The organism is Helicobacter pylori (genome assembly GCF_030062585.1).
GTDB classification, from domain to species: domain Bacteria; phylum Campylobacterota; class Campylobacteria; order Campylobacterales; family Helicobacteraceae; genus Helicobacter; species Helicobacter pylori_CN.
In genome coordinates this window covers 735,795-749,526 of the sequence record NZ_CP071935.1, presented here as the reverse complement: position 1 = coordinate 749,526, position 13,732 = coordinate 735,795, and the positions used below count along the sequence as shown (strand labels likewise).

11 protein-coding genes are annotated in these 13,732 nt (G+C 40.1%); 3 read left to right on the top strand and 8 right to left on the bottom strand.

Annotated elements, in window-relative coordinates; genetic code table 11:
- Positions 1 to 8: 8 nt before the first annotated feature.
- The 6 genes from J5F42_RS03535 to mqnE all read right to left on the bottom strand — a co-directional run bounded on the left by J5F42_RS03535 (position 9) and on the right by mqnE (position 8,947).
- A complete protein-coding gene (locus J5F42_RS03535) occupies positions 9 to 1,256 on the bottom strand; it encodes a SurA N-terminal domain-containing protein (RefSeq protein ID WP_283491566.1) in 1,248 nt (415 codons plus the stop codon).
- Positions 1,256 to 2,680 (bottom strand): Asp-tRNA(Asn)/Glu-tRNA(Gln) amidotransferase subunit GatB, encoded by a 1,425-nt coding sequence (gene gatB, locus J5F42_RS03530; protein WP_283491565.1) that lies wholly within the window; start codon positions 2,678 to 2,680, stop codon positions 1,256 to 1,258. Before gatB ends, J5F42_RS03535 begins: the two co-directional genes overlap by 1 nt.
- The gene (locus J5F42_RS03525) at positions 2,680 to 3,978 is read right to left on the bottom strand and encodes a M16 family metallopeptidase (protein WP_283491564.1); all 1,299 of its coding nucleotides are present in this window, start codon (positions 3,976 to 3,978) and stop codon (positions 2,680 to 2,682) included. The genes gatB and J5F42_RS03525 overlap by 1 nt, the downstream gene beginning before the upstream one ends.
- Before the next feature lie 5 nt (positions 3,979 to 3,983).
- A complete protein-coding gene (locus tag J5F42_RS03520) occupies positions 3,984 to 5,045 on the bottom strand; it encodes a dehypoxanthine futalosine cyclase (RefSeq protein WP_165524239.1) in 1,062 nt (353 codons plus the stop codon).
- A 1-nt stretch (position 5,046) separates the two neighbouring features.
- Entirely contained in the window at positions 5,047 to 7,782 is a 2,736-nt protein-coding gene (gene bamA / locus J5F42_RS03515) for an outer membrane protein assembly factor BamA (protein WP_283491602.1), read from the bottom strand.
- Between the two features lie 82 nt (positions 7,783 to 7,864).
- A complete protein-coding gene (gene mqnE / locus J5F42_RS03510) occupies positions 7,865 to 8,947 on the bottom strand; it encodes an aminofutalosine synthase MqnE (protein ID WP_283491563.1) in 1,083 nt (360 codons plus the stop codon).
- Between the two features lie 195 nt (positions 8,948 to 9,142).
- Between mqnE and J5F42_RS03505 the strand changes: the two genes are divergently transcribed.
- From J5F42_RS03505 to J5F42_RS03495, 3 genes are read left to right on the top strand one after another with little or no spacing between them, the layout of a single operon-like run.
- Positions 9,143 to 9,646, top strand: coding sequence for a ferritin (locus tag J5F42_RS03505; protein ID WP_000949227.1), 504 nt, complete (start codon positions 9,143 to 9,145; stop codon positions 9,644 to 9,646).
- Between the two features lie 14 nt (positions 9,647 to 9,660).
- Positions 9,661 to 10,284, top strand: a complete 624-nt coding sequence (gene serB / locus J5F42_RS03500; protein ID WP_078287156.1) for a phosphoserine phosphatase SerB — start codon at positions 9,661 to 9,663, stop codon at positions 10,282 to 10,284.
- 45 nt (positions 10,285 to 10,329) lie between these two features.
- On the top strand, positions 10,330 to 11,658 hold the full coding sequence (locus J5F42_RS03495) for a glycosyltransferase family 10 domain-containing protein (RefSeq protein WP_283491562.1): 1,329 nt from the start codon (positions 10,330 to 10,332) through the stop codon (positions 11,656 to 11,658).
- Positions 11,659 to 11,666: 8 nt separating this feature from the next.
- On the opposite strand, the gene J5F42_RS03490 is transcribed toward J5F42_RS03495, so the two are convergent.
- The gene (locus J5F42_RS03490) at positions 11,667 to 12,257 is read right to left on the bottom strand and encodes a uracil-DNA glycosylase family protein (protein ID WP_078295321.1); all 591 of its coding nucleotides are present in this window, start codon (positions 12,255 to 12,257) and stop codon (positions 11,667 to 11,669) included.
- Between the two features lie 44 nt (positions 12,258 to 12,301).
- Positions 12,302 to 13,708 (bottom strand): aspartate ammonia-lyase, encoded by a 1,407-nt coding sequence (gene aspA, locus J5F42_RS03485; protein ID WP_001217488.1) that lies wholly within the window; start codon positions 13,706 to 13,708, stop codon positions 12,302 to 12,304.
- Positions 13,709 to 13,732 lie beyond the last annotated feature (24 nt).

Here is a 13,732-nt window from a genome sequence, read left to right as displayed (position 1 = left end):
TCTAAAAATCACTCTCTAATCATCACAATCCTAGACTTAACGCGCAATTTTTCAAAATGCTCTTCTAAAATCTTATCTTTAGATTCTTCCACTAATTTTTGAGCGATGAATTGCTTGGCCTGACTGAAGCTCACTTCGTTTTTACCCTTCTTTTCCTTGATATAAAAGGTGATAAACTGCCCCCCACCCCCATTCATAACGGGCGTGAAAGAACCTTGCTCATGCGAAATAAAGACTTGAGCGATTTGGGGGTTTAAGGTTTTCATCTCTATTTTTTCATTGGCCTTACTCACTCCTGGAATTTCCAAATTAGGATCTGCCATAGCCCTTTCTAAATCTTCTTGACTCGTTGAAGTGTAGCGCACGGTTTCTATTTCTGTGGGGATACTGAATTGCTCCTTGTGTTTGTTGTAATATTCGCGCATTTTGGTTTCAGAGCTGGTATCCACATTGGTGAGTAAGATATTACGCAACAATTCTTGCATTTCTAAATGCTCCTTAAGCTGATCTCTATAGAGTTTATAATGCCCCTCAGCCATAAGCATTTGTTTGAAATGATCCAAATCCATGCCTTGCTGTTGCGCCATCATCGCCATTTCTTGGTCTAGCTTGTCATCATCTACATGGATTTTTAAGCGTTCAATTTCTTGGTTTTTAATGCGCTCCGCAATCAAACGATCCCTGGCTTGAGCTTTGCTCACTTTAGATTTTTTTTGCTCTTCTTGGATTTGATACAGCGTGATAGGCGAGCCATTAACAAGCAATGAAATGCCCCCTACGACCTTATCTTCAAGGGTGTTGTTGGTAGCGTTATTAGGATTACCAAAAATGGAATTGAATTGAGAGCTAGGGCTTGTCCCTTTATTTTTTTCAAGAGTTTGAGAGGTTGTCTCTTTTTCTTCAAGTTTTGGTGCATTATTTTGTATGCTTTGATTTTGCATGCCTTTAGTGCTCTCTTTGATTTTAGGAGGCGTTATTTTTTGAGTGGGATTTTTGGAATCCCCATGATGGACTTCTGCCCTGGGCTTTCTTTTGGCTTTTGTTTCTTTCTTTTCTGCGGTGTTTTTCTTTTCTTCTTTTTTATTTTTCAAATCCTTATTCTTCAAATCCTTATTCTTTATCTCTTGGCGGATTTTTTTATCCAAAGAAGACTCTTGCTTCCTCCCTTCTAAGGCTTCCACTTTAGATTCCGGCTCTGCATAAACGATCCCAATAAACAACAAAGCCTTCAAAACATAAGAAAAAATTTTCCTCATCAACCCAATTTCTCTTTCAAAATAGCATTCACTACGCTAGGATTAGCGCCTTTTAGATTTTTCATCGCTTGCCCTACAAAAAACCCAAAAAGCTTATCCTTACCGCTTTTGTATTCAAGCACCTTATCAGCGTTGCTTTTTAACACTTCTTCTATGACTTTAACAATCGCTTCCGCGTCATTGACTTGAGACAAGCCCATTTGTTCAATAAGGGTATCCACATCGCCCCCTTGCTCTTCTAAAAGCTTGTCTAACACATCTTTAGCACTCTTGCCCGAAATCTTGCCCTCATCAATGCGTTTGGCTAAAGCACCTAACATGTGAGCGCTAACTCCGCAATTTTCTAAAGTGATTTCGGCTTTCAAGCGCCCTAATAATTCCACGCAAAGCCATGTTACGCTCGTTTTAGCCTTAACCCCAAGATGGAGCATGCTTTCAAAATACTCCGCCAATAAAGGATCGCTCACCAATAAATTCGCATCGTCTTCTTTAAGGTTAAAATCTCTCACATAGCGGATTTTTTTTGCGCTAGGCAATTCATTGATCTTTTGAGCTTCTTTTAAAAGTTTTTCATCAATAAAAACAGGATACAAATCCGGATCTTTAAAATAGCGGTAATCCGCTGATTCTTCTTTATTGCGCATAGAAAGGGTGATCCCTTTATTAGTGTCAAAAAGGCGCGTTTCTTGAATGACTTCTTCATTATAACGCCCGCTTTCCCACGCCGCACTTTGGCGCTCTATTTCGTATTCAATCGCTTTAGCAATGAATCTAAAGCTATTTAGATTTTTAATCTCCACCCTCGTGTAAAGCTTTTCATCGCCTTTGGGTCTAATGGACACATTCGCATCGCACCTGAAATTCCCCTCTTGCATGTTCGCATCAGAAATCCCTATAAAACGCACGATAGCATGGAGCTTTTTCAAATACGCTATGGCTTCTTCACTATTTTTCATATCCGGCTTGCTGACAATCTCTAATAAAGGGGTGCAAGCGCGGTTCAAATCCACTAAAGAATAACTGCCCTCATGGATATTTTTACCGGCGTCTTCTTCCATGTGGGCCCTTTCAATACGCACGATTTTTGCGCCGTCTTTAGTGTCAATCTCTAACTTCCCATCGCTCACAATGGGGACTTCAAACTGCGAAATTTGATAAGCCTTAGGCAAATCAGGGTAAAAATAATTTTTCCTCGCAAAAAGGGAATATTGGTTGATATTGGCTTCAATGGCTGTGCCTAATTGGATGGCTTTTTTAACCACTTCTTTATTCAATACCGGTAAAGCTCCCGGTAAACCCAAACACACAGGGCAGGTGTTAGAATTGGGGGTTTCTCCAAAGCTTGTAGAGCAAGAGCAAAAGATTTTGGTTTTGGTGTTGAGTTGGACATGGACTTCTAGCCCGATTACAGCTTCAAATGGCATCATTTGTCCTTCTTTTTATTGCTCACAATGGCAAAAGTCAAGTCATTGATTTCGGTGTGCGCTTTAATGAAATCATTGATTTCTTTCAAACTCATTTTTTGGATTTGATTGAGCAGCGTTTGGTTGAAATTTAAAGGCAAACCTAAATAAAAATAATTGTAAGTGGTGTTCAAGCGGCTAGAGATCGTTTCATTCCTTAAAGGCTCAGAGCCTAGTAAAAACTTTTTAGCGTCGTCTAATTCTTGTTGCGTCATGCCTTTTTCTATAAATTCTTTGACTATTTTTTTAACTAATGCAACGCTTTTAGCTTGAGTGCTGAGCTTGGTTTGCAAATACCCGCTAGCAAAATGCGCCACTTTAGAAAAGTTGGAGCGGATATACACGCTATAAGCCAAGCCCTCTTGAACCCTGATTTTTTCCATCAAACGAGAGCCAAACCCCCCCCCAAGCACAAACATCATGACTTTAGATTTCGCTAAATCCTGTTTTAAATCCTTGATTTTAAAGGGCGCACCAAAATACACGAAAGCCTGTTCAGTGTCTTTATAGAGGACTTTTTCGCTTTTTTTATCGCTCGTTTCAAAATAAGGCTCTTCATACGCTTTACCTTTCGGCAAGAAATTAAGAGCGTTATCTAAACGCTTAAGGGTTTGATCGATTTTCAAATCGCCCCCAAGCACCACCACGAGTTTATTGAGTTCAAAGACCTTAGAAAATTGCTGTTTCAAATCGTCTAGCTTGATTTTTTGGAGGCTCTCTTTAGTGCCTAAAGCTGCGTTAGCTAAAGGGGTGTTAGCAAAAAGTTCTTGCTTTAAAGTCAATTTAGCCAAATAGTCAAAATCGCTTTCTTTTTGTAAAAGCGCGGCTAACATTTGGGTTTTGACTTTTTCTAAAGCGTTTTGCGTGAAATTAGGGGATTTTAAAAGCTCTTTTAAGCGCATGATGGCTTCATCTTCGTATTCTTTTAAAAATTCTAAAGTGATTTGCAAATCTTCTGCGCTGGTATCCACATTCAAACTGATCGCTTTTTGCTCTAAAAGTTGCGCAAACCCTACCGCACCAAGCTCTTTAGTGCCTTCGTTTAAAACTTGCGCGAATAATTTCGCCAAACCCAACTGGTTTTTATCGCTTAAGCTCCCACCCCCTCTAAAAGCTAAATGGATAAACCCCATAGGCAATAAATGGTTTTCTTCATAAATCACAGGGACTTTAGCTTGATTGATTTCTTGGTGTGTCAAAGCGCTCGCTTGTAACCCCATAAAAACTCCTAATAATAAAGTGATTAAAAATTTTTTCATGCTCTTTATACCTTTGCTTTAGCCGGATAACGCTTTAAGATTTCATAAGCGGTGTTTCGTTTAGCCGCCACGCTCCCAATGTCTTCAATAAGCTCTATCATTTCCGCTTCATTCATGCAAAAACTCGTTCCGGCTGCTTTCACTACATTTTCTTCCATCATCACACTCCCTAAATCATTCGCTCCAAACAATAAGGCTAACTGCCCTATCATAGAGCCTTGAGTAACCCATGAGCTTTGTATGTTTTGAATGTTATCCAAAAAAATCCTACTGCATGCCAAATAGCGTAAATACCGATTGGAACTCGCTTTTTTAATGCTTGGGATTTCTTCTTTTAAAGGGGTGTTGTTGGGCTGAAAACTCCATAAAATAAAAGCCCTAAAACCGCCGGTTTCATCTTGCAAATCGCGCACCCTTTGTAAATGCTCTATTACATCTTCTTCATTATCCACGCTCCCAAACATCATGGTAGCCGTGCTTTTAATCCCGCAAAGATGGGCCATTCTATGCACTTCAATCCACCGATCGCTGCTCAATTTTTTAGGAGCGATCACATCGCGCACCCTATCGCTTAATATCTCTGCTCCCGCTCCTGGAATGGAGCTTAAACCGGCGTTTTTCAACCTTTCTAAAACTTCTTTTAAAGACAATTTAGAGATTTTAGAAATGTAATCAATTTCAACCGCGCTAAAACCATGAATGGTGATAGTGGGGAATTTTTGAGCGATATGGCTGACTAAATTTTCATAATAGTCAATCTTTAGCTGCGGGTGCACCCCCCCTTGAAAAAGGATCTGCGTGCCGCCAATAGCGAGCAATTCTTCAATCTTTTGATCAATTTCTTCATAGCTCAACACATAGGCGTCTTTTTCTTTTAAGGTGCGTTTGAACGCGCAAAACTTGCAATCCACAAAACAAATATTGGTGTAATTGATATTCCTATCCACAATAAAAGTCGTCAAGTTTTCAGGGTGCAAGCATTGCTTCACCCTCAAAGCCCTTTGCCCTAATTCTTTCAAGGGCGCGTTTTTCATTAAATCCAAAATTTCTTCTCTGTTAATGCGCATTTTAAAACCTTGTTCCCATAGAAAATTCAAAATGTTGCGTGTAATCGTCCATGTTAGGGTTGAAGCACAGCCCTTTACAGTTCTTGCCATTGCCATTGCCCCATTGGTTGAAAAACGCTATAGGGAATATGAGCACCAAAGGCCCCATGGGCGAAATCCATTCAATCTGCAAGCCTGTAGAAGCCCTCCAAGTCGCCCTTTCAAACCCAGCCCCTACAACGCCATAATCTTTAAAATTCGCTGTTGTGAAGGGAGCGTTATAGAAGAAGCTCCCCCTAGTTGGGGTTTTAAAGGTTAAGAAACCAAAGTCAAAAAACCACGCTAAGCGCATTTTAGCCGCTTTCAACACCCCATAGCTCAATTCAGTAGAAGCGGTAAAAATCCCATCGCCTCCAAGCCACAAGCCAAACTCATCTTTAGGCGTAACCGATCCATTCCTAAAGCCCCTCACCGTGGTTACGCCCCCCATGTAGAAAGTGGAGTTTAAGGGCAAGTAATCATCGGTGTTATACCTAAAGATATAGCCCCCTTGCGTTTTAAAGCGAGCGATCAAATCTATCAATAAATATTTTTGCAAATGGTGGTAAGCGGCGAATTTACCATAGACTTTGGTGTTACGGACATTCCCGCCTAACCCGTTCCACGAATTGAGCGTGCCAGAGCTTGGCAAGCCAGACATTGTCGCATAGGAATTAAAGATAACCCCATTTCTAGGGAAATAATAATCATCAGTGTTGTCATAACTCACATCAAGGGTGAAAGAGCTGGTGATAGGCGTATGGTAATCCCTATCCCAAATACCTTTTATTTCTGGTGAAGTGGTGATCGCTCCAGGGTTAGAACAATTTTCAGGTTGTAAGGGGGTTCTACCGCCTGATAAGCGATTGATAATCACCGATGCGGGGGTAGAGCATTGCCTTGGAGCGACCACTTCATTAACAGAGGAATAGTAGCGGTTGTATAAAGGGCTGCTGAAACCAAGGAGTTTGGTAACATTCAAGTTATACCCTAAGCTCACATGGGTTCTGTTACCTAGCATGCGCCCGACATTCACCCCAAAGCCACCGCCTTGTTGGACATATTGGTAGCTTATCCTATAATCCGCATAAAGATTGATCGTAGAGCTATACCAGCTGTCAAAAATCCTTGGATTAGTCAAGCTCAAATTCCCCGCAAACATACGCCCCGCTCCTCTTGGCATGCCCGGATAAGATCTACCCCCCCCTGTAGCGATGTTAGCATACAAGCTCATGCTTTGCCCTGTGCCAAAAAGATTCCTTTCGCTCACGCTCCCATTAAGCATGAGCCCTCCATAAGAGCCATAGCCCAAACCAAATTGCAACTGCCCAGTACGCCCCTCTTCTACGCTCACTAATAAATCCATGAGTGAGCTATTAACCCTTTTTTCTTCAATTTTGACTTTAGAGAAAAACCCTAAACGCCTTAAAGAATTTTCGGAATTTCTGAGTTTAGTCAAGTTGTATTTATCCTTAGGCCCTAGTAACAATTCCCTCCTAATGATCCTATCGCTCGTGCGCTGGTTCCCTGAAATGATGACATCATTGATATGCACCATATCGCCCACTTCAATACGATAAATGACTTTCACAAGCCCGTTTTTTTCATCTTTATCCAAGTCTGGCTTCACCACCGCAAACGCATAGCCCTTATCGGCGATTTCGGTTTTTAAAATTTGCGCATCCGCTCTTAAATGCTCAATATTAAAGACATCTTTCCTTTTAACTTTAAGCGCTTTTTCTAAGGTTTTTAAGGGGACTACCGGGTTGTCAATCTCTATTAAAATATCTGAAATCCTGTATTGGATCCCCTCTTTGACTTTATAATGAAGCTTAGCGTCATGGGTAGAAAAATCCGTTTTCAAAAAAGGCGAAGAAATATGAGCGTCTAAGTAACCCCTACGCATGTACACATCTTGGATACGCAAAGAATCGTATTCTAATTGATCTAGACGCAATTTTCCGTCATTCAAGCCCCACATCCAGCCCATGAAATCGCGTTGCTTGTTCGCGCTCAAAGATTCAATCATGCGGCGTTTTAATTTCGCGCTTCCCTCATAAATGGATTGTTTGATATAAATGCTATCCCCCCTATTCACATCAAACACAATTAATAACGCGCCCTCACTGACCTTTTGGGTGCGCACCTCCACCACGCTCCCATAATAGCCCTGACCCTCTAAAGCTGTTTTTAAAGCCGTTTTAGCATGCTCTAATTTTTGCTCATCAAAGGTGTCGCCCTTTTTGATCCCCATTTGGGATTTTAAGCCGTCTTTTTCCTTTTCAGTCCCATAACCCTTGATTTCTACCCCGGCAATCCTGGCTTTTTCATCAAAATGAAACTCTAATATGCCGCTTTCAAAAGTGGCATAAACGTCTTTAAAATACCCTTGATTGAACAAAGCCAAAACAGCGGTGTCTATTTTTTTAGAATCCACCATATCGCCCACACGAATCTTTACAATCTCATTAGCGAGCATGTCAGACATGTAAGAAAGCCCGACATAAGAAACGGACTTGACTTTCATTTCTTTAGGCGTTTGATTGGATTGAGAAGTTTCTTTTTGAGTCTCATTTTTTGGAGCTTCATTTCTTTGAGATTCTTGAGAGGCTTCTTTTGGTGGAGTCAAATCGTTTGGTTTAGAGCCGTCATTTTCTAAAGCTTCAACGCTGGTATTGATACATGCGAAAACAAGAGAGGATAGAATAAATTTTTTAATACTGATTTCCTTAATAGATTTTAGCTTGAGTGTTGTTAGTAGCGTTATTATAACTAATCATTCTTAAAAACGCTAAAAATCATTAAAATTTTTGTATAAAATTATACAAACTATCCCTTTCTACCGCAACAAAGCCAGAATCCTTGATTTTAAATATCAAATCTTCTTTTTCTAAACCATGCCGGCTTTTCGCGCCTGCCGCGCTTTGAATGCTCTCTATTTCTATCGTGCCGTCTAAATCGTTAGCGCCAAATTCTTGAGCCACTAAAGCCAAATTCAAGCCCAAAGTCGCCCAATAGGCTTTAATGTGAGGGATATTGTTTAAAAGAATGCGAGATATAGCGATGGTTTTTAAGATTTCTATCGCGCTAGGGGATTTTCCCACTTTCAAATAGTTGTTTTCTTTTTGATACAGCAAGGGAATGAATGCGTTAAAGCCCCCTTCTTTGTTTTCCACTTTATTTTTAGGGCTTTGGATTTTTTTGATCCTTAGCATGTGATCGATGCGATGGATTTTATCTTCAATATGCCCAAAAAGCATGGTAGCGTTACTCATTTTGCCTAATTTGTGCCAATAAGCATGGATTTCTAACCACCGAGAAGATCCCACCTTACCACTACAGATTTTACGCCTAACTTCTTCATCAAAAATCTCAGCCCCCCCACCCGGCATGGAATCCACCCCGGCTTTGAGCATGTCTTCTAACACCAATTCAAAAGGTTTGTTGAATTTGGTGCTTAAAAAATGCACTTCCGCAGCGGTCATGGCTTTTAGGTGTAAGTTAGGCATTTCTTGTTTGATGGTTTCAAATACCTTTAAATACCACTCATAAGAGTAGTTAGGGTTATGAGCGCTCACGATATGGACTTCTTTAATCCCCTTGTTGTAGGAGTTTTTAACCTTTTCTAGGATTTCTTCTAAGCTCATTTCATAGGGGTTAGGGTTTTTTCTGTGAGCTGAAAAAGCGCAAAACTTGCAAGCGTCCGCGCAAATATTACTAGGGTTTAAATGCCTATTGACATTAAAATACACGATTTTTTGGTGCATGTTTTGACGCATTTGATCCGCTGCTTCCCCTAGCGTGTATAAATCATAATCATAAAGCTTCACTAATTCTTTACTTTCAGTAACTTGATTGTCTAATACTTTTTCTAAAAAGTCCATGGTTAAATCGCCTTTCATTTTAAAGATAAACATTGTAGCATTTTTGGATTGAAGAATGCTTTTTAGCTGGTGTTCTTTCTCATTTTTATAAGTCATTTTTATAAGTTTTTAAAAATTTTCATACTCTTGTTTACTTTTTCATTATCATTTATGCTATAATTATGGGACAACTTAAACCAACACAAAGGAGATACTATGTTATCAAAAGACATCATTAAGTTGCTAAACGAACAAGTGAATAAGGAAATGAACTCTTCCAACTTGTATATGAGCATGAGTTCTTGGTGCTATACCCATAGCTTAGACGGCTCGGGGCTTTTCTTGTTTGACCATGCGGCTGAAGAATACGAGCATGCCAAAAAGCTTATCGTCTTCTTGAATGAAAACAATGTGCCTGTGCAATTGACCAGCATCAGTGCGCCTGAGCATAAGTTTGAAGGTTTGACTCAAATTTTCCAAAAAGCCTATGAACATGAGCAACACATCAGCGAGTCCATTAATAATATCGTCGATCACGCCATAAAAGGCAAAGATCATGCGACTTTCAATTTCTTGCAATGGTATGTGTCTGAACAGCATGAAGAAGAAGTGCTTTTCAAGGATATTTTGGATAAAATTGAGTTGATTGGTAATGAAAACCATGGCTTGTATTTGGCTGATCAATATATCAAAGGGATCGCTAAAAGCAGGAAATCTTAATTTTAGGGTATTGGGTGCAAAAACTAGCCGTTTTTGATTTTGACTCCACGCTAGTCAATGCTGAGACGATTGAGTCTTTAGCGAGGGCGTGGGGGGTGTTTGATGAAGTGAAAACAATCACTTTGAAGGCTATGAATGGCGAGACAGATTTTCATAAAAGTCTTATTTTAAGGGTTTCTAAACTCAAAAACATGCCCTTAAAACTAGCCAAAGAAGTTTGTGAAAGTCTGCCTTTGTTTGAGGGGGCGTTTGATCTCATTAGTGCCTTAAAAGAGAAAAATTACAAAGTGGTTTGCTTCAGTGGGGGCTTTGATCTAGCGACCAATCATTACAGGGATTTATTGCATTTAGATGCGGCTTTCAGTAACACGCTGATCGTGGAAAATAACGCCTTAAACGGCTTGGTTACCGGGCATATGATGTTTTCACACTCTAAAGGTGAAATGCTCCTCGCCTTACAACGCTTATTAAATATCAGTAAAGATCGCACCTTAGTCGTGGGCGATGGAGCGAATGACTTGAGCATGTTCAAACATGCTCATATCAAAATCGCTTTCAACGCTAAAGAAATTTTAAAACAGCACGCCACGCATTGCATCAATGAGCCTAATTTAGCCCTAATCAAGCCTTTGATTTAAAAAATTTTTTTTTGTAAAATACTCCTTTAAATCATAAGGATAACCATGTTCCAACCCTTACTAGACGCCTTTATAGACAGCGCTTCCATTGAAAAAATGGCCTCTAAATCTCCCCCCCCCCCCCCCCTAAAAATCGCTGTGGCGAATTGGTGGGGAGATGAAGAGGTTAAAGAATTTAAAAAGAACATTCTGTATTTCATTTTAAGCCAGCATTACACAATCACTTTACGACGAAACCCTAATAAACCTGCGGACATCGTTTTTGGTAACCCCCTTGGATCAGCCAGAAAAATCCTATCCTATCAAAACGCTAAAAGGGTGTTTTACACCGGTGAAAACGAAGTCCCTAATTTCAACCTCTTTGATTACGCCATAGGCTTTGATGAATTAGATTTTAGAGATCGTTATTTGAGGATGCCTTTATATTATGATAGGCTACACCATAAAGCCGAGAGCGTGAATGACACCACTGCGCCCTACAAACTCAAACCTGACAGCCTTTATGCTTTAAAAAAACCCTCCCATCATTTTAAAGAAAACCACCCTAATTTGTGCGCAGTAGTGAATGATGAGAGCGATCCTTTGAAAAGAGGGTTTGCGAGCTTTGTCGCAAGCAACCCTAACGCCCCTATAAGAAACGCTTTCTATGACGCTTTAAATTCCATAGAGCCAGTTACTGGGGGAGGGAGCGTGAAAAACACTTTAGGCTATAATGTCAAAAACAAGAGCGAATTTTTAAGCCAATACAAGTTCAACCTGTGTTTTGAAAACTCTCAAGGCTATGGCTATGTAACTGAAAAAATCATTGACGCTTATTTCAGCCATACCATTCCTATTTATTGGGGGAGTCCTAGCGTGGCGAAAGACTTTAACCCCAAAAGTTTTGTGAACATTTGTGATTTTAAAGATTTTGATGAAGCGATTGATTACGTGAGATACTTGCACACGCACCCAAACGCTTATTTAGACATGCTCTATGAAAACCCTTTAAACACCCTTGATGGGAAAGCTTACTTTTACCAAGATTTGAGTTTTAAAAAAATCCTAGATTTTTTTAAAACGATTTTAGAAAACGACACGATTTATCACGATAATCCTTTCATTTTCTATCGTGATTTGAATGAGCCTTTAATATCTATTGATGATTTGAGGGTTAATTATGATGATTTGAGGGTTAATTATGATGATTTGAGGGTTAATTATGATGATTTGAGGGTTAATTATGATGATTTGAGGGTTAATTATGAGCGCCTTTTGCAAAACGCTTCACCTTTATTAGAACTCTCTCAAAACACCACTTTTAAAATCTATCGCAAAGCCTATCAAAAATCCTTACCTTTGTTGCGTGCTGTAAGGAGATGGGTTAAAAAATAAGGCGTATTTTAAGACTGATTGAGAAATTGGAGTGCTATTTTAAAATGCGCTAACGCTTCTTTTTTGAGCGTGGGGTTTTTGAGCATGTCTTCTAAAGCGTAGGTGCTTAAAAAATGTTTGGTTTTTAAAGACACGATGCGCCCAAAGGATTCTTCTTTAGAAAGGTTTAAAAGGCGTTTGGGCAAAACCTCGCCAAATACCACAATGACTTTTGAAGCGCTGTTGTCTAATTGCCATGTTAAATGAGGCAGGCATGCGTTGATTTCTTCTTCTAAATTGAGGCTGTTAGAGTCGCATTTAAGAAGCGATAAAATACTGCAATCTTTTAAGGGGTAGTTAAAAACCTTTTGGATAATGCTCTCTAACATGGCCGCTTTTAAATTGTTTAAGAAATGTAATTGGCTATCCAACATGGGGGTGAGCGTGATGAAAGCGAGCTTGGAAGTGGGGTTAAAAAGCCCGATCACCGGTTTTGAATGTTGGTGGCGTTTGCACAAATTACAATTTTCTATACCCTCATGAACTTGTTTGTTAAGGGGCTTATTTTGGGGCTTTATAAGGCTAATATCCGTATAAGTTTCGCCCAAAAGACGCTCCATATAAAGGGAGCGTAAAGTTTGAAGGCGTGAGTGTTGCAAAGCGTTCAGTCTTTATGCTTTTTGAAAGCGTGAGGGCTTAGCATGTTTTCTGGCTTGAAAATATCGTCCAGTTGCTCTTTAGTTAAGATTTTCTTTTCTAAAGCGATGTCATAGATAGAGCGATCGCTTTTTAAAGCTTCTTTGGCGATCATAGCGGATTTTTCATAGCCGATATGAGGGTTTAGCGCGGTAACGATGCCAATGCTGTTAAAGACATAATCGTGGCAAATCTTTTCATTAGCCGTGATGCCTTCCACGCATTTAGTCGTCAAAGTTTCAATCGCGCGCCCTAAAATCACAAAGGAATGGAAAAGCTTGTAAGCGATAACCGGCTCAAACACATTGAGTTGCAATTGCCCTCCTTCTGCGGCTAACGCTACGCTCAAATCGTTCCCAATCACCGCAAAGCACACTTGATTGACCACTTCAGGGATCACCGGATTGACTTTACCGGGCATAATAGAGCTGCCCGGCTGCATTTTAGGTAAATTGATTTCATTCAACCCGGCTCTAGGGCCTGAACTGAGCAACCTCAAATCGTTACAAACTTTAGAAAGTTTGACCGCAATACGCTTTAACACCCCACTCACTTGCACATACGCTCCCGTGCTTTGAGTGGCTTCTATCAAATTATTAGCCATGACAAAGGGGCGGCCCGTTACTTCTTGGATTTTCTTTTCAATCAAACTGCGATAATCCGGGTGCGAATTGATCCCTGTGCCAATGGCCGTGCCGCCTAAATTAAGCTCTCTTACCCAATTCCTAGCGTCTAAAACCTGCTCAATATCCCTATCAACCATCAACGCATAAGTTTCAAACTCTTGCCCTAAAGTCATAGGCACAGCGTCTTGAAGCTGGGTGCGCCCCATTTTAATCACATGGGAAAATTCCTTAGCTTTTTGAGCGAAAGCGTCCCTTAAAGCCTTCATGGGAGCGACTAAATTACTCAAACGCTCATAAATAGCGATTTTTAACGCGCTAGGATAAGCGTCATTAGTGGATTGAGAGCGGTTGACATGGTCGTTTGGGTGGCAAAATTGATACTCGCCCTTTTGATGCCCCATGTATTCTAAAGCCAAATTAGCAATCACTTCATTCATATTCATGTTCGTGCTTGTGCCAGCCCCCCCTTGAATCATATCCACAATGAATTGATCATGGTATTTGCCATCAATGAGCAAATCGCACGCATGGCAAATCGCAATCTTAAGCTTTTCATCAATCAGCCCTAATTGCGCGTTCGCTAAAGCGGCCGCTTTTTTGACTTGAGCGAAAGATTTGATAAAAACAGGATAACTGCAAAGCTTGTCGTTGGTGATGAAAAAATTTTCACTCGCTCTTAAAGTCTGGATCCCGTAATAAACTTCATCGCTAATTTCCATTTGCCCAATGAAATCATGCTCAATACGCATAAAAGCTCCTTATGTAATAATTAA